Genomic DNA, 17364 nt, shown 5'->3' on the forward strand with positions numbered 1-17364 from the left:
TGAATTTACACCCACAGGATTGAAATTACTATTCTTTTCGGCTATCCTTTTCGGATATATATATTTCCGTTTCTGGTTTCCATGGTTACTTCGGCTCCGCCACCATTGAGTTTACCTTCCACCCAATCTTCATATTTAACTTTATAACCATTGCCTTCTTTACTCTTTTTAGGTGTTGTTTTTTGAAGAGCAAAATTTTCGAAATCAGTAAAAATATCTCTATGGGTTTTCATTCTCGTGCTAAACTTAGTACCAGCAGGTACGGTCAAATCGACATTGCCATTATAAGTAGTGAAAATCATTGGTGCATTCGCAGTGACAGAACTGAAAGTAGCCTTTACTTCTCCATTATAAGTACTAGCACTCGCAGAGCCACTTACATTATTTAATGTGATAGGCCCATTATAACTTTCTATGCTGTGCTCGCCATTTACGCCCTCAACTTCAATGGCTCCGTTGTTATAGGTTTTTACCTCAAGGCTAAAATTTGTCGGTACCTGAATCTCAAAGTCAACTCGATTATTCCAACCTTCTGTTTCTACTCTCACAGTGTTATTTCGCTCTTCGGCTTCCACATTAAATCCTCCGCTACTCAACAAGCGCATGCCATTTTCATTAGATTCACGTTCTACCTTTTTACTATACTTTATCATTTTAACCTTAACCGTAGGCCCCGAATAAGCTGAAATCTTAACGGTTCCATTATGCGATTCAACTTGTAGTTTTCCTTTCTCCCCCGGCTTGCTTAAAGGAATTTCAAGTTCCTCGGTGTCTTGCTGGTACGCTTCTTTCCATGCCCCTTCTTCATCTCCAAAGTTCATTTCAAATATGCCCTCGATGCTGCTCATGGCTTGCTCAATATGCGCACCAAGATCAATTTCAAAATCTGGCCCCATCGTCATCTTTAGATCTGGAGTTACTTTAACCTTCATTTTTGCATCTACCTTATCCTTTTGAGCATTCATGCTAAAAGCTGATAAAATCATTAACAGTATTACACTTACCTTTTTCATATTACTTGTTCTTTTGAGTCTTTGATTAAATAATTTTTTCAATGCTCGCTTTGAGCGTCATTTTTACATCTTCTGGCGTTTGATCATTTTCCAGAATAGAATTCAATTCACCCTTCGCTTTTGTTTCTTGTAGCTTCACCATCAATTCGGCCATGTTCACTTGCATTAAAGGCGACTTTTGTTTTGAAATACTGTTCACCAATCCTTCTCTTACTTTGGGGTCATTGGCAAACTCTGCCAATGTATTCAAGGCAGCAATCCGCACATTCGTACTTGGGTCGCTATTGAGGGTAAGAAAAAGTGCATCGATGACTTTTTGATTGGAAGAGGAAAGCTGAGACGACATTTGCACGCCTTTCAATCTGTCCGAAACTGATTCTTTTTCCAACATGGCCATCATCATCATTTCTCGCATCTCTACCATCTGACCATTCAAGTCTGAGAGTTCCTCCTTATATGAGTTATTTCCCCAAGTTGTTCCGAAGAAAAGACCAATAACTAACAGGCCAATCCCAAAGGCCATTCTACCATACTGGTTAACGAAAAGGAAACTCTTTATTTTTTCTAATAAGGAAGATCCATAATTGGCTTCAGGCTGTTTTTCCTGTGCCTCATTCAGCATTTGGTAGAAGTTTTCTTTCAGCTCAGACGAAGGTTCAGGTGCGGATGAACTCAGCATTACCCCCTGAATTTTAGCCATCTCTTCGACCTCAGCCATATCAATATGCCCTTCTCGAACGTATTGTTGGAATTCCTTTTCCCTTTCAGGCGAAAGTGTGCCATCAATAAACTCAGTAATCATTGACATATATTTTTCTTCCATCTTATTTACTTTTTAGCTTTCATTACCCTTATATCTCCATTCAGTGTTTTGAATGAAAACTCTGGCCCTCCGTTTCCTACTTGGTAGCTATTGGAGTTGTCAATCTTATATTTTGTACCTCCGCGCTCGCCCTTATTGGCTACTAGTTTTGGCGATAGCTTTTGAGAGAAATCGAAATCACTGTACACCTCTCCCCATTGACTTTCGAAGTTGTAAATGGCCCCCAAATTAGCTGGAGCAAATATTTCTATCTCCCCATTCACCGTTTGGAACTCAGCAAACTCGGTAGGCATTTTTAAATAATTCACCTCGATTTTACCATTTACCGTACTGGCTTTAGTATTGCTTTCTACATCAATCAACCTTACATCGCCATTCACATTGTTGGCATAAACTTCACCTTTCACACCTTTAATGTAGAGGTCGCTATTGTTTACAGTAGAGATTTTCACGCTGATGTTTCTGGGTACTTTCACTTTGTAGTCAAGCCTTGCCCTGTAATTAACTCGTTCCCGGTCTTGATTCCAGTCCCAACCACAAGCCAGAGGATCATCTTTTTCCCTCACCTGATTATTTGGAGTAGTGAAACGGGCTCGCACAAAATCATCGCCTTGAGCAAAATCAAGCTTCACCTCTTCCATTCCTTGTTTAATCTCTGATTGGTTTCCCGAAATTCGTTTCTCAACTTCAATTTCTATGGTGTTGCCATCATGGGCTTCCACTTCAATATTCCCCTCGATATTGCACACAGCAAACCATGTTGCCTTTTCATTTTTTACCGTAAAGCTCTTCTTTACCGTTTCGGTTTCGCTTTGCCCCTTAACCATCAGGGCTGGCAAAAATGCCATAAGCAAAACCATACACTTTATCACTTTCATCATTCAGCTATTTTGTTGTTTCACTGCGCAGAAGGAGTTGCCTCCAACTGCATATAGACCATTTTTAAATCCTTCAATGCTCTGAAGATTCGCACCTTCACTGCACTTTCAGTAATTCCCAGTAAGTCGGCAATGTCTTTATATCGCATTTCTTGATACTTACTGAGAATAAGCACTTCCTTCTTTTCGAAAGTCAGTTGATTCATGGCATGCTGCAGCAAATCCATTTCCTCCCTTTGAATTCTATTCGACTCTGCATTATTCTCGTTTCTGAAGTATTTATCAGTCACCTCTACATCTTCTTTGTAGCCCATCTTTTTATTTTTCCGATAATGATCGGCAAAAAGATTTCGAGCCATATGGTACATCCAGGTTTTAAACTGGCCGTCTCCTTTATAGCTGTGTTTGTACTTCATCATTCGCAAAAACACATTTTGAACTAAATCCTCACTCACCTCACGATCAAGGGTTAAGCGATAGAAAAACCCATAAAGGCTCTTGTTATATCGCTCGAACAACAACCCGAGTTTATCGAGCTGTCCTTCCTTTACTTGTAGCATTAACGCGTTGTCAGAGAGAGAATCCAATCGTCTTTTTTAAGAATTCAATGGGGGAAACCTAAGCTTTTTAGAAAGGTTACAAGTCAAGGTACACTTTTTTGATTTTATTCAGATATACCCTATATTCAAATGCCCTAAGCATAAAAGAACAATGGAAATAACAAAAGAAAGCCTAGAACAAGAAATTCAAGCGCTGACAGCGCAGCTTACTGGAGACATGTTTAAAGACATGGACATTAAGGATCAAATACACAATTTAACGATGAAACTGAATGGGGTAAAACCTATGGATTCATCTTTTGAATGTGTAGGCTGTGGAAGCTAAGCCATGAAAATAGCACCAAATTCAACCTTAAAAATTGAGCCTCTTTTGGCTCTTTTTTTATTTCTTTTTACCGCTTGTAGCGAAACGAATAACCAAAGAGAAATTCCTACAGAAGCCCCTTTCATTGTGGTTTTGGGTGTTGCTCAAGATGCTGGCTACCCACAGGCCGGTCAAAAACAAGAATGGGAATTAATTAAAGAAAGAGCCGCAAAGCCAAAAAACGCAGTGGCGCTTGGCCTTGTTGACCCTACCACAAAACAGCGTTGGTTATTTGAAGCTACCCCTGATTTTAAACTTCAGCTGCAAATGTTGGATGATGTTTCCCAAACCAACAATTACCCTTTAGATGGAATTTTCTTAACACATGCGCATATTGGCCATTACACTGGGCTCATTCATTTAGGCAGAGAAGTGATGGGCACTTCGGGGGTTCCTGTTTATGCTATGCCTAAAATGAAGGCTTTCTTGGAAGAAAACGGACCATGGAGCCAGCTGGTTGATTTAAATAATATTGAAATCAAACCTCAACAGGATAGCATTACCATTCAATTGAACAGTAGTGTTTCCGTTACACCTTTTACCGTTCCACACCGGGATGAGTTTTCAGAAACTGTTGGTTACGAAATTAGAGTCAAGGATAAGTCCATCATTTTCATTCCAGATATTGACAAGTGGAGTAAATGGAATCAAGACATTATTGAAGCAATTCGAAAAAGCGACATGGCACTACTAGATGCTTCTTTCTTTAAAAATGGCGAAATACCTGGGCGCGACATGAGTGAAATACCACATCCCTTTGTTGAGGAAAGTATGAGCTTGTTTGGCAAACTATCGGATGAAGACAAGGCAAAAGTTTATTTCATTCATTTTAACCATACCAATCCACTGAACTTCAGCGATAGTGATGAATCGAAATTGGTTAGAGAGAAAGGTTTTAAGATTGCTTATGAAGGACAAATCATGGAGTTTTAATAACATCGATCACAACAATCTATATTACTCCTTAGTTGTTTTTCTAGCCCCTTAAGCGTAGAAATTCAAACAACATGGAGATTGATCATCAGGAATTAGAAATATTATTGAGCGTTGTTATTGCCACAGTACTTTGTGGTATTGTAGGTTATGAGCGCGAAAGCCGAGATAAACCTGCTGGCCTCAGAACCAATATGATTGTTGGTGGCTTTAGCTGTTTAATTGTTTCGTTATCGCTACCCTTAGTCGATTTTATTCATAATTATGAACTTCACGAAGCAGTTAAAGCAGACCCTATAAGAATTTTGCAAGCCCTTGTAGTTGGAATTAGTTTTATTGGTGCTGGAACTATCATTAAGCAAAACAACGATAAAGTAAAAGGACTAACTACTGCGGCCACCTTACTTTACTGCCTTGGAATTGGCATTGCCACCGCTTTACATAAGTACATTATCGCAGTTGGCATCACGTTTATTATTTTAATCATTAACTACTCTTTCACCAGGATAAAAGAAAAAATCACTGATAACTTAGGGGAAGACAAAGTGCCTGATTAAGGTTATTTGTTAGTAACCAAGAACCTTTCAATTCTCTAAACGACCTGATACAAAAGCAGTTTCGCCAACATAGTAGCGATTTACCAAAGGGGAATATAGAATATAAACACAGTGCATGAAAACAAAAAAGGACAGCCATTTCTGACTGCCTTTTAGTGGGCGCTGAGGCTCCGAAGCCTCGGAGCGAACCACCGACCCTTAGGAAAACCTCAGCAAAATATCTTCGATAATTTTTGGCTCAGACCTCAGCCGCTCTATAAATTTCCTGCTCTTCTGTTGCTTAATAAATCGCTCAACCTTCAAGGCCTGACTTCGATCAATACATTCAATTTCTAAAAACAACTCCCAATCCGAGGCTGATTTAGTACTTGCATTTTTGTAAAAACCAGTGTTATGCTGCTCCAAACGACCTGATACAAAAGCAGTTTCGCCAACATAGTAGCGATTTACCGAAGGGGAATATAGAATATAAACACAGTGCATGAAAACAAAAAAAGACAGCCATTTCTGACTGCCTTTTAGTGGGCGCTGAGGGATTCGAACCCCCGACCCCCTCGGTGTAAACGAGGTGCTCTGAACCAACTGAGCTAAGCGCCCTTTCTGATTGGGAATGCAAAGGTAATACGGGTTTTCATTATTGCAAACACTAGAGCAAAATAAAATTGAAATATTTTTCATTCTATCAAAAAACTGGCTTAAACACCTTAAAACACATATTTTAATTAACTTCGCACGGGTCTTAAACTAGAACGCACCAAAACATGACGCTTGTAGAGTTCAAACAAATATTCGATCTCTATTACACCCCGATCAAGAATTTCCTCTACTACAAGTCGGGAGATGTTGATTTGGCTGAAGACCTCACTCAGGATGTCTTTATGAAACTTTGGGACAAGCGCGAGGAGATCAATCAAGAAACCGTAAAAAGCTATCTCTATACCATTGCTAGCAATATGCTTCTCAACAAGTTTCGACATGACAAAGTAGTGTTCACTTTCGCTGAAAAGAACAAAGACCGCTTTAATGAACAATCACCGCAATATGCATTAGAAGAAAAGGAGTTTAAACAGCAACTCGAACAAACCATTGCGGCCATGCCCGAAAAACAAAGGGATGTTTTTTTAATGAACCGCATTGATGAATTGACCTACAAAGAAATTGCCGAAAGATTAGAACTAAGCGTGAAAGCCGTTGAAAAACGAATGCATGGCGCACTATCTTTTCTTCGGGATAAAGTGAATCACAAAATTTAACTATATTGAATTTGTGAAGCACAACGACCCGATTGAGGATTGGTTTTACACCAAAACATCTGACCAAGAACGAGAAGAACTAGAAAAGGCCATCGCTTTTTCCTCGAACCTTGCTGTGCCTATTGGGAAATCAAAAGATCAAGCCTGGAATCAGTTATTAGGCAATATTGAAGAACAAAAAGAAGATAACGAACGCGCTCTAATTCCACCAAGGGAAAAAGTAAGTCAGTGGGTTGCATGGTTCACTGGTATTGCGGCCATGTTGATTGCTGGTTATCTCACACTTTATAATCCATTAGGTGAAAACCAAATGGTTCGCAACAAAGCTGAACTTGGAAAAGTAGAAAGAATGATCTTACCGATTGGTTCAAGCTTAACATTAAACTCGTCTTCTTATTCTACTTACAATCCTCAAACATGGTATGACAAACGAGTTGTAAAGCTCGAAGGAGAGGCCTTTTTCGAGGTTACGGAAGGATCTGAATTTTTAGTAGAGACCAGTAATGGAACGGTTCAAGTACTAGGAACTAGCTTTAATGTTTTTTCGAGAGGCTCAAATTTTAGTGTGGAGTGTTCTACGGGCATGGTTTTAGTCACTTCAAATGGCCAGCAAGTTGAGCTAAAGCCCGGCCAAAAAGTAACTCTCAAGGATAAAAAGCTAATTTTAAGCGAATTCAACATTGACAAAATTGCTACTTGGAGATCAGGTGATTTCTACTTTGACACCACTCCTCTTAAAATGGTAATAGAGGAAATGGAAAGACAGTTTGATATAAAAATTAAAGTGAAAACAGATATTGCAGAAAGATATTATAGCGGATTCTTCAGTCGAACCAACTTAAAAGAAGCCCTGCAGTTGGTTTTTGTGCCAATGGGCTTAGATTTCGAGATTAACAACAAAGAGGTAACTGTAGAATAAGTAGTGCGAAAATTCATCTACCTCCTCCTATTTCTATTTGTAAATAGCTTGCTTTACTCGCAAGCCCTACCAGATATTTCTATTAATGAAACTTTCAAACAGACTTCATTATCTAAGGTTATTCGCATTTTAAAAAATAAGTACGATGTTAAAATAGCGTATGATGACGCCCTTGTTACTGGGATTAATATAGATGGCCAATTTACCAACAGGTCTTTATCTGCTTTCCTTGATGAAATCCTTCCTTCAAAAGGAATAAACTATCAAGTACTTAATGGTAAAATAATTCTCACACCTGGTCAAATTAATATTGACCTTCAAACACCAAGCTTATTCGACCTGACCGTTTTCGGAATGATTCAAGATGCTCAAACTGGCGAAATGTTGCCAAATGCATTGATTAGAGTAGCGGGAGAAAACAGAGGAACCATATCAAATAAAGACGGTTTTTTTTCTTTGAGCCAGGTACCTACCGACACCTCGACAATTGAGGTAACTTATTTGGGCTACAAAAAAAACACGGTAAAACTAGACCCTAATAAATCCAAACAGACACTCCGTATTTCTATGGCCGAAAACACTGTAGATTTAGCTGAGTTCACGGTGGTTGACCTTAGGTCTGACAACACAATTCAGTATGGAGAAGAAATCAGTCAAATCTCTATAGATCCAAACAGTCTCTCATCGCTACCGAGTTTAGGAGAATTAGATATTTTCAGGTCATTGCAACTATTGCCAGGAATTAGCGGTACAGACGAAACTTCATCTGAACTTAGCATTCGAAATAGCCCTTCAAGCCAAAATCTTGTGTTATTAGACGGATTTACTATTTATCGACTCGATCATTTTTTTGGGGTATTTAGCGCCATTAACCCTGATGCAGTTCGAGATATTCAAGTATACAAAGGGGGCTTTGGGCCAAAATATGGTGGCCGAATTTCTGGAGTAGTAGACATCACTGGCAAATCTGGAAACTTTAATAAGCCAGAATATTCTTTCGGAATAAACCTTTTAAGTGCACGAATGAGCATAAACGCTCCTTTAAACGAAGGCAAAGGTGCCATACACTTTAGTACAAGAAGAGCCTATACTGACGTGATCAGAAGTAGCCTATTTAAGAAGCTTTACAAAAACTACCGAGAAAACTCAAACCAAGTAGATGACCAAGGAAATGACAATTCGCTTAGACCGAATTTCCATTTTTATGATGTCAACCTGAAAACTACCTACAACATCTCAAAAAGAGATATTGCCAGTTTTTCGTTGTACTGGGGCAGAGATGAACTCTATACCGACTTCGATCAAATTACAGGCTCCGGAACGAGTATAATAACGGAAAATACAGACGAAATCGCAGAATGGGGAAACCTAGGTATAGGCGGCATTTGGTCTAGAAACTGGAGCAAAAATTACTACTCAAGTTTTCAGGTGGCGTACTCAGGACATAACTTCGATTACCTTTTTGAAAGCGAAGAGCGAAATGAAAACAGTCAGGTTACAAATGCCTATAGTGCCACACGACTCAATGATGTATCTGACTTTCAAATCAATTATAAAAATGAACTTAAGTTCAAAGAAAGGCACCAGCTCGATTTTGGCCTAAACGTGTCGGCTATAACCACCATTAATGATGTAACCATTGACGAGCAAATACAACTACCTTTTGGGGAACGCGAGCAATCGGGTGGCATTTTCGCCCTTTATGCCTCAGATGAACTGCGACTTAATAAAAAACTGCGACTTAATGCGGGCTTCAGATATACCGCTACAAACCTAACTCACAAAAACTACTTTGGCAGACGACTAGGCTTGACCTATCAGATTAGTCCTTCAATAAAACTAAAATTATCGAATGGCCAATATTACCAACTGGCCAGACAAGTACTCTATGACGACCCTCGCTCTAACCTTCAGGATGGATGGAATTTAGCATGCAACACTGCATTTGGCGCCTTAAACTCTGAGCACTTGATTGGCGGAATAAACTACTCGAAGAATGGCTTTATGGTAGACATGGAGTATTACCAAAAAAATGTTTCTGGCTTGGTAGAGTATACAGTTTCACACATGTTTGACCAAAACATGCCAAATGACACTCAACCCTTAGTGACAGAATCTGTTGGTGAAGAAAAAATCAGAGGCCTTGATGTACTGATCCAGAAAAAAGTAGGGCCATACCACGGCTGGTTATCCTATACGCGTAGTAAATCGAGTAGTATTTATCCTCAGATTAATGATGGACAAAGTATTCCATCGAGGTTAGACCAGCGTAACGAGGCGAAATTTGTTAACGTGTTGGAGTTTAAAAAATTCAATGTATCTGCTACTTTTCTATATGGTAGCGGAAGGCCATTTTTCAAACCTGAACTCAACTTTATTCGAGACAATGGGGGCACAGCAATTAATTACGAAATTCTAAACCTGAATAAAACAGTAGAACGACTACCAACTTACCATAGGCTAGATATTTCTGCAGCCCTAAAATTTGAAAATGAAGACGTTAGAGGAGACTTTGGCATTTCAATACTCAATGCCTACAACCATAAAAACATTCAGAACCGAAGGTTAAATGTTAGCGCCATAGAACGCGCAATTAACAACAGAGAAGAACCAAGTGAACTTTATAGAGATATTGTATTACTTGACTTCACCCCATCGATATTTCTCAACCTTTATTTTTAATTTTTTCTAGACCTTAAGGTAGGGTATGTGTTTATACACGTGTATTATCCCCAAATGCACCAAAACCAAAACACTAATCAACACGAGTCAGCGTGGCTTAATGGTGAAATTTCTACGGAGGAATTTCTTCAAAAAGCGCATTCAATTGACTCAGATTCGGTTTTACTCAAAGCTTTGAGTAAAACGAGTGGTTTTGATGCACCTAGTAAAAAAACCAAGCATAACGCTTGGGCCGAACTTGAAAAAAAGATTTCAGAAGAAAAATCTCAAAAAGTAATTCCACTTTACAGGTCGTACTGGATGGGAATTGCCGCTTCATTAATCTTAGCCATTGGCGCATTTTTCATTTTCAAACAATCCTCAACAAGTACCAATCAAACAATTATAGCAACCTCACTTGCTGAGGTGCAAACCGTTTACTTGCCCGACAGTTCAATCGTTTACTTGAACGCGGGCTCAAAAATTTCATTCTCGGAAAGGCAATGGCAGGAGGAACGAACTTTAGAGTTAAGTGGGGAAGCCTTTTTCGAAGTGAAAAAAGGAAGTGACTTTACCGTTGAAACCAACCTTGGCGATGTAGTGGTTTTAGGTACTAGCTTTAATGTTAAAGAAAGAAAAGATATTCTTGAAGTAGCTTGTAAAACAGGTAAAGTAAAGGTGATTATCAAGCCTAGCGGTGATTATCAAATAATTACTCCAGGTCAAATTCTGACCACCAAAGGCGGTAAATTTAAGAATGTTTCAACCATATCCCCTTCTTACATAGACAATTGGAGAACGGGCGACTTCGACTTTGAAAGCGTAATGCTCACTGAAGTTTTTGAAGAATTGGAAAGACAATATGATGTAAATCTTGAATATGACTTAAACGATATTCAAGACAGACCTTACACAGGTTATTTTAACAACAAAAATTTAACTGAAGCACTTCAATTAGTTTGTAACCCAATGGGACTCAATTTTAAAATTGAAGAGAAGAAAGTAAAGATAATGAGTGGAAGCGTTCAGACACCTTAAATGTCTAAACGTTAAAAATTAACAAGTGGCATTATTAGATGGTTAAGCTATATGTCACTAGTTTCTTAGGTTGAGGTTGAGGAACGGGTGGTGCCGTTCCTCTATTTTTTTACTCAATAAAATCTAACAATGATTCCAGCCCCATCCCTCTAGACCCTTTTAAAAGAATAGTTCTGTTTTCAATAGTATTGGCCATTAGGTGGTTGTTTAATGCCGCCTTTGTTTCAAAATACAAAGCTTTTGGATTTGCATCTTTAGCCGCCTTCATCTGTGGTCCGCAAAAAATCACCTCTGCTATTCCTAGTTCCGAAGTCAATGTACCAATTGCAGCATGTTCTACTTGGCTGGTTTCACCTAACTCTAACATATCGCCCAAAATGGCCATTTTGTTATCAGTACCTAATAAGCTCAAATTTTCTAATGCCGCCTTCATCGAAGTAGGGTTGGCATTGTAAGCATCCATAATTATGGTATTGCTTCCCTTTTCTAAAATTTGAGACCGGTTATTATCTGGTCTATAATTGGCCACAGCATTTTTGGCTTTGGCCATATCTACTTCAAAGTGTTTCCCTACGCAAAGCGCAGTAGCAATATTTTCAAAGTTATAAGCGCCACTTAATGTTGTAGTAGTTCGCTCACCATCGGCATCTTCGAAAACAATATTCGGTTTGGCTTCAATTAAACTCAACTCTAAATAATCACCTTTAGCAGGATAGTAAATGGGCGATTCAATTCTTCGCTGGGCGATGTTCGAAAGAATTTCATTCTGAGAGTTCACAAAGATGGTTCCCCCACTTTCAATCAGCCAATGATACATTTCAGTCTTCCCGCGAATCACTCCTTCAAAACCTCCGAAACCTTCTAAATGCGCCTTCCCAATATTGGTAATCAAGCCATGAGTGGGCTCTGCTATTTTACACAAAGCCGCAATTTCACCCACATGATTAGCACCCATTTCTACAATGACCACCTCTGTATCAGGCCCAATACTCAGCAAAGTAAGTGGCACCCCTATATGGTTATTAAGGTTACCAATGGTGGCGTAAACCTTGTACTTCGTAGCCAAAACATTTCTTGTTAGCTCTTTGGTAGTCGTTTTTCCGTTAGAACCCGTAATGGCGATAATAGGAATATTCAACTCCTTTCTATGATAGTTGGCCAAGACCTGAAGCGCTTCCAAAGCATCGTCTACCAACACACAGCGGGAGTCCGTATTGTATTCAGCATCGTCAATTACAGCAGCAGATGCTCCTAGCTCAAGCGCTTGTGCGGCCAATTTATTTGCGTTGAAGTTAGGGCCTTTCAGTGCGAAAAAGAGATTTCCTTTTCCAATCTTCCGTGTATCAGTACAGATACCCGTTGAGGCCTTAAATTTTTCGTAAAGTGAAGCGATGTTCATAGGTTTTGAAATCTTTGTCAGTCAAATTGCACGACAAGATAATACAGATTAACGAGCTATGCCGTTCCTACACTAGCAATCGTTGAAATCTTTAACTTTGCAGTACCCTTGATATGAAATTTCTCTTTTCGGCAATTTTATTATTCTTCAACTTAAATCTGTTTGCGCAGTTTTCATTTCGCTATGAAAATGAAATTCCTTTAATCATAAATGGAGAAACATTAGACCGCGCTTGGGAAGGAGGAATTAATTCTGCTCAGTTTCAAAAAATGGATTTGGATGGTGACGGCATTGAAGACCTCATTGTTTACCACAGAATGTCGGGTGAACTGACAACCTACTTGGCCAAGAACAATAAATTTGTTTGGGCTCCAGAATACAAAAGCCTCTTCCCTACCGAAATTAATCATTGGTTTATTTTAGCCGACTATAATTGCGATGGCAAAATGGATATTTTCACTTCTGTGCCTCAGGGAATTACCGTTTTCAAAAATATTAGTTCAGGAAATCTTCCCGAATGGGAACAGGCGGTAGACTTTCTTCGCTTCGATGCTGGCATCAACATTCAAGTGAACGCATCCGATATTCCAGGCATAGCCGATGTAGATGGCGATGGCGACTTGGACATTCTTTCTTACCGCTTTACTACGGCTAGTACCATTGATTTCTATAAAAACACGAGTATGGAAATCAATAATAATTGCAATGAGCTTACTTTCACACGTGAAACCAGAAGATGGGGCGAATTCGCAGAATGCGAGTGTAATAATTTTGCCTTTTCTGGCGCTCCATGCAATTTTGGTGGGGCGGCCAATACCAGCAATGATATTTTCAGCCCAGCAGAATTGGAACATGCAGGAGGAAAAACCATTTTACTATTCGATGCAGAAGGAGATGGCGACTTAGACCTGATCACCTCTGACGAGTTCTGCCAAACGCTCTATTATATGGAGAATGTTGGGGATGCGCAAAATGCCTTAATGACTTCCTTCAGTAGCTATCCTGCCCCCAATCCTGCTGGTTTTCAAATCTTCCCCAATGCATTTTTAGAGGATATTGATTTTGATGGAAACAAGGATTTATTGGTTTCGAGCAATGCGGACGGCAACGTACTGAACAGTGTAGATTTCAGCAATACATCTAAAGTATATTCCAATTTAGGCACCAATCTTCAACCCGACTTTTCTGGAAATTCAGTGCCGTTCTTGCAAAACGAAATGCTCGATTTGGGCGAAAACACCTATCCCGCTTTTGCAGATTATGATGGAGATGGCGACTACGACCTCTTTATCAGCAACAGAGGCCAAGTGACTCCAAATGATTTTATCGCTTCAATTTCCTTATTTGAAAATAAGGGGGGTAAGTTTGCTCCTGCTTTTCAGTTGGTAGACGATGACTTTCTTGGGTTGAAAGCTCAGAACCTCAGAAACATCAAAATTCAGTTTGCGGATATTGATGGAAATGGAACACAGGATATTATTTATCAATCGACCACCGCGAGCAACGAAGCCAAACTTCAGTACCGACTGAACGAAGGCAATTTCTCCTTTACCAGTGCCGTAGATATTTCGATTTCGATTGGTGAAAATGACAATGCGTATTTTTATGATATCAACAAAAATGGAAATTTAGATTTACTGCTGGGCACCCGTTTTGGCGCTTTAAACCTCTATGTAAATAAGGGCAATTTCATTTTTGAAGATGTAATTCAGAACTACGGAGGCATTGCTGCAAATTTCGAAGCTTTATACCCCAATATAATCATCACCGACCTGGATAATAATGGCGAAACGGAATTGATCAAAACTGATGTTTCGGGTCAAATCAGTATTCTTTCAGGAACAATTAATACCGATTTTATTCCCAGTTCAGTCACGAAAAACATATTGAGCAACGGCCTGCTCAATGACAAAACAACTACTGCCATTGGCCAAATTTCATGGATGACAGCTGCCGATCTTTTTGGTGATGGAAAACCCACCTTATTTATTGGAAATAACCGAGGGGGAATTTCTGTGTTGAAAAATGAAAGTATTGCAGAGAACGGATCGGAAGGCAATGCCATACGGCTTACGCTCTTTCCGAACCCCACCACTAGCAGTTTTTATATTAGAACAGATGCCAATGGACTGGCCGAAATGTACAGCATTAAAGGCGAAATGATTTTCTCTAACCTGCCCATCTCAGCAGGACTTTCAAAAGAAATAAACACGGAACCACTGGCCGCTGGTGTCTACCTTATTCGGGTTTCAAATGGAACCAATAAACCGACAGTGCAACGCATTTTAGTTCAGAAATGACCCTATTCATTCACCTTCAAATAAAGCCCATTGAGCAAATTCAATTCAGCAACGAATGGATGGGAATCATGAAAACGGAATTTCCTGAAGCGCTGATTTTCGAAGCCGATTCTCACTCCGAACCTTTTGTGATTGGTCAAGGAGTTTCGTTTCTGAAAGAAGCTAAAAAGGTCGTCATGTTCTTAGATTCCAACCCAAACGAGAAGCTCGGTACTTGTGCTCCTTTGATTGAAAAAGTGCTTCGGGACAAAGCGGTAACTCCTTTTATTCTGATGCAGGGGCAGAATGCAATGTTTGAGAAAATGGCGAAAATGATGATGAAGCAGTTTTCTGAGTATGAAGGTGTTGAGGAATCGTTAGTTCAAATTAGTCGGTTTCTTAATTAAAACAGTCCTCTAACGTACCACAGATATGGACTTCCTATTCTTAAACAATAGATTAACAGATAAGGACTGTTTGATTGCTTTCTATCCTGATCCCGAAGCTTTGGGAGAACGAACTATGAATTAATTCTAAACCCTTCACGAACTCAGAGAAAGAAGTGTTTCATAGATACGTTCCCTTTTCTACTCCCCTGTTTTCTTAATTTCGAAATCATCGGCATCTAGGTGTGCGGGGAATTTGGTTCGGAAATGATCCAAATCTTCTCGGCTTAAAGTCAGCGTGATAATTTCTTCTTCGGAGTCAGAGAAAGCCAAGGTTTCGCCTTTGGGGGAATAAACACCTGAATGACCGTTGTATTCAATTCCATTGCCATCTGTTCCTACCCGATTGAGCCCAGCAGTATAGCTTACGTTTTCAATGGCCCTGGCTTTCAGCAAAGCATCCCAAGCATTGACGCGAACCGCAGGCCAATTGGCCACATAGAGGAGTAAATCGTATTCTAAATTTCTGTTTCTAGCCCAAACCGGAAAACGCAAATCATAGCAAACCATCGGGCAAATCTTCCAACCCCTCCATTCTACAATGAGGCGTTCGGTACCAAAATCAAAATGATCGTGCTCATCGGCCATTCTGAACAAATGGCGCTTGTCGTATTTCTGCCACTCGCCATTGGGCTGCATCCAAATCAAACGATTGAACACTCCGCCCTCTTCCCTCACCATAAAAGAACCCGCAATAACCGCATCAATCTGCAATGCCATTTGCTTCATCCATTTAAAGGTGGTGAAATTCATAGGCTCGGCTAGCTCAGTGTTTTGCATTGAAAAACCCGTCTGGAACATCTCTGGAAGTAAAACCAAATCTGTTTTTCCCTTTAGGTCCCAGATTTTCTCTTCGTACATCGCCAAATTAGCACCTATTTCGTGCCAGTGGATATCGCTTTGAACAAGGGAAATTCGTAGATCTTGCATGGGGCTAAGTTAAGGGAAGTTTAGGTTAAAGAACTCGATTTTAATTCAAATTTGATTACTCTAAATCGCACAAAGAATTTCTGCCGCTTTTGTCAAGGTTTCCTCGCTTTTCGCAAAGCAGAACCTGAGCATTTTATTGTCTTCTTTGGTGTCGTAAAAAACTGAAATTGGAATGGAGGCGATGCCTTTTTCTTTGGTCAGCCATTCGGCCATTTCTAAATCTGGCTTCTCTGAAATGTTTTTATAACTCAACAACTGAAAATAGGTGCCATGTGAGGGCAGCGATTCAAAGCGAGAATCTTTGATCAAATCTAAAAACAAGTCGCGTTTTTGCTGATAAAAAGCGCCAAGGTTATTGTAATGATCAGCGTTTTCCAAATAATCGGCAATGGCCAATTGGCTGGGGGTGTGCACCGTAAAAGCCATGTACTGATGTACTTTTCTTACCTCGGCAGAAATCCAATCGGGCGCCACCATATAGCCAATACGCCAGCCGGTAGCATGGAAGGTTTTCCCGAAGGAAAAAGTAGCCACCGACCGCTGCCTCAGTTCTTCATGCTTTAAAACCGATTCGTGTGCTCGCCCATCAAATACAATATGCTCATAGACTTCATCTGACAGCACGATAATGTTGGTGTCTCGCGTAATCTCGGCTAAAATGGCCAAATCATTCGCCTCAATCATAGCGCCTGTGGGGTTATGAGGAGAATTGATAATAATCATCCTTGTTTTAGCATTCACCTTCTCCTTTACGGTTTCCCAGTCAATGGCAAAGTTGGGTTGCTTTAACGAAACAGGAATTGTAATCCCTCCATTCAGAGTAATTATTGGCTCGTAAGCATCGTAAGCCGGATCCATAATAATCACTTCATCGCCTTTGTTTACCAAAGAGGTAATAGTGGCGTTAATGGCCTCTATGGCGCCAGCGGTCAAAGTGATTTCTGTTTCCACATTGACTTTTGTCCCATATGATTTTTCTATTTTCTCGGCAATCCTTTCGCGCAGCTGCGGCATGCCCGTCATAGGTGGATATTGGTTAAAACCTGCCTTCATATAATGATAAACGCCCTCAATCAATTCGGGCGACACTGGGAAATCGGGAAAACCCTGCGACAGATTCAAAGCATTATAGTCCTTCGCCATTTTAGACATGGTAGCGAAAATGGTAGTACCTACATTGGGTAATTTTGAATTGATATGCATTGAACTTGGGGCTTAGGGTTCGTTGAATTTATGAGTGGAAATTAGGGTTTTATGGGCTGTTAAGCAAAATGATTAGTTAAGAGGGATTAGTTATTAGTTAGGAGTAAA

17 protein-coding genes and 1 tRNA gene are annotated in these 17364 nt (G+C 39.8%); 9 read left to right on the forward strand and 9 right to left on the reverse strand.

Annotated elements, in window-relative coordinates:
* Window positions 1-41: 41 nt before the first annotated feature.
* The 4 genes from OB69_RS16980 to OB69_RS16995 are packed head-to-tail and all read right to left on the reverse strand — an operon-like array spanning window position 42 to window position 3301.
* On the reverse strand, window positions 42-1013 hold the full coding sequence (locus tag OB69_RS16980; protein ID WP_053224955.1) for a DUF4097 family beta strand repeat-containing protein: 972 nt from the start codon (window positions 1011-1013) through the stop codon (window positions 42-44).
* Window positions 1014-1038: 25 nt separating this feature from the next.
* A complete protein-coding gene (locus tag OB69_RS16985; protein ID WP_053224956.1) occupies window positions 1039-1836 on the reverse strand; it encodes a HEAT repeat domain-containing protein in 798 nt (265 codons plus the stop codon).
* A 5-nt stretch (window positions 1837-1841) separates the two neighbouring features.
* Window positions 1842-2717 carry a DUF4097 family beta strand repeat-containing protein gene (locus OB69_RS16990; protein ID WP_157608619.1) on the reverse strand — a complete coding sequence of 292 codons (876 nt, stop codon included), beginning with the start codon at window positions 2715-2717 and terminating at the stop codon, window positions 1842-1844.
* Window positions 2718-2734: 17 nt separating this feature from the next.
* A complete protein-coding gene (locus OB69_RS16995) occupies window positions 2735-3301 on the reverse strand; it encodes an RNA polymerase sigma factor (protein WP_053224958.1) in 567 nt (188 codons plus the stop codon).
* Between the two features lie 124 nt (window positions 3302-3425).
* On the opposite strand from OB69_RS16995, the gene OB69_RS18735 reads away from it, so the two are divergent.
* The 3 genes from OB69_RS18735 to OB69_RS17005 all read left to right on the forward strand — a co-directional run bounded on the left by OB69_RS18735 (window position 3426) and on the right by OB69_RS17005 (window position 5128).
* Window positions 3426-3599 (forward strand): hypothetical protein, encoded by a 174-nt coding sequence (locus tag OB69_RS18735; RefSeq protein WP_176699979.1) that lies wholly within the window; start codon window positions 3426-3428, stop codon window positions 3597-3599.
* A gap of 3 nt (window positions 3600-3602) precedes the next feature.
* A complete protein-coding gene (locus OB69_RS17000) occupies window positions 3603-4571 on the forward strand; it encodes an MBL fold metallo-hydrolase (RefSeq protein ID WP_053224959.1) in 969 nt (322 codons plus the stop codon).
* A gap of 74 nt (window positions 4572-4645) precedes the next feature.
* A complete protein-coding gene (locus tag OB69_RS17005) occupies window positions 4646-5128 on the forward strand; it encodes an MgtC/SapB family protein (protein ID WP_053224960.1) in 483 nt (160 codons plus the stop codon).
* 198 nt (window positions 5129-5326) lie between these two features.
* Here the strand turns inward: OB69_RS17005 and OB69_RS19000 are convergent, their stop codons facing one another.
* Both OB69_RS19000 and OB69_RS17010 read right to left on the reverse strand, forming a co-directional pair.
* Window positions 5327-5611 carry a GIY-YIG nuclease family protein gene (locus tag OB69_RS19000; RefSeq protein WP_071426811.1) on the reverse strand — a complete coding sequence of 95 codons (285 nt, stop codon included), beginning with the start codon at window positions 5609-5611 and terminating at the stop codon, window positions 5327-5329.
* A 39-nt stretch (window positions 5612-5650) separates the two neighbouring features.
* Window positions 5651-5725: transfer RNA gene (locus tag OB69_RS17010), tRNA-Val, on the reverse strand.
* A gap of 164 nt (window positions 5726-5889) precedes the next feature.
* Here OB69_RS17010 and OB69_RS17015 point away from each other — a divergent pair.
* The 4 genes from OB69_RS17015 to OB69_RS17030 are packed head-to-tail and all read left to right on the forward strand — an operon-like array spanning window position 5890 to window position 10999.
* Window positions 5890-6381: an RNA polymerase sigma-70 factor gene (locus tag OB69_RS17015; RefSeq protein ID WP_053224961.1), complete on the forward strand. Its 492-nt coding sequence runs from the start codon at window positions 5890-5892 to the stop codon at window positions 6379-6381.
* A gap of 13 nt (window positions 6382-6394) precedes the next feature.
* Complete coding sequence (locus tag OB69_RS17020; RefSeq protein WP_053224962.1) at window positions 6395-7300, forward strand: FecR family protein; 906 nt, start codon at window positions 6395-6397, stop codon at window positions 7298-7300.
* Window positions 7301-7303: 3 nt separating this feature from the next.
* Window positions 7304-9982 (forward strand): TonB-dependent receptor domain-containing protein, encoded by a 2679-nt coding sequence (locus OB69_RS17025; protein WP_157608620.1) that lies wholly within the window; start codon window positions 7304-7306, stop codon window positions 9980-9982.
* 54 nt (window positions 9983-10036) lie between these two features.
* Window positions 10037-10999, forward strand: a complete 963-nt coding sequence (locus tag OB69_RS17030; RefSeq protein ID WP_053224964.1) for a FecR family protein — start codon at window positions 10037-10039, stop codon at window positions 10997-10999.
* A gap of 109 nt (window positions 11000-11108) precedes the next feature.
* On the opposite strand, the gene OB69_RS17035 is transcribed toward OB69_RS17030, so the two are convergent.
* The gene (locus tag OB69_RS17035) at window positions 11109-12398 is read right to left on the reverse strand and encodes a UDP-N-acetylmuramoyl-tripeptide--D-alanyl-D-alanine ligase (RefSeq protein ID WP_053224965.1); all 1290 of its coding nucleotides are present in this window, start codon (window positions 12396-12398) and stop codon (window positions 11109-11111) included.
* Between the two features lie 113 nt (window positions 12399-12511).
* On the opposite strand from OB69_RS17035, the gene OB69_RS17040 reads away from it, so the two are divergent.
* Window positions 12512-14698, forward strand: coding sequence for an FG-GAP-like repeat-containing protein (locus tag OB69_RS17040; RefSeq protein WP_053224966.1), 2187 nt, complete (start codon window positions 12512-12514; stop codon window positions 14696-14698).
* Window positions 14695-15084 carry a hypothetical protein gene (locus OB69_RS17045; protein WP_053224967.1) on the forward strand — a complete coding sequence of 130 codons (390 nt, stop codon included), beginning with the start codon at window positions 14695-14697 and terminating at the stop codon, window positions 15082-15084. Before OB69_RS17040 ends, OB69_RS17045 begins: the two co-directional genes overlap by 4 nt.
* Window positions 15085-15264: 180 nt before the next feature.
* On the opposite strand, the gene OB69_RS17050 is transcribed toward OB69_RS17045, so the two are convergent.
* Entirely contained in the window at window positions 15265-16053 is a 789-nt protein-coding gene (locus OB69_RS17050; protein ID WP_053224968.1) for an amidohydrolase, read from the reverse strand.
* Between the two features lie 60 nt (window positions 16054-16113).
* Entirely contained in the window at window positions 16114-17256 is a 1143-nt protein-coding gene (locus tag OB69_RS17055) for a methionine aminotransferase (protein WP_053224969.1), read from the reverse strand.
* Between the last annotated feature and the right edge of the window lie 108 nt (window positions 17257-17364).

Origin of the sequence: Roseivirga seohaensis subsp. aquiponti (genome assembly GCF_001267955.1) — a bacterium.
GTDB lineage: Bacteria > Bacteroidota > Bacteroidia > Cytophagales > Cyclobacteriaceae > Roseivirga > Roseivirga seohaensis.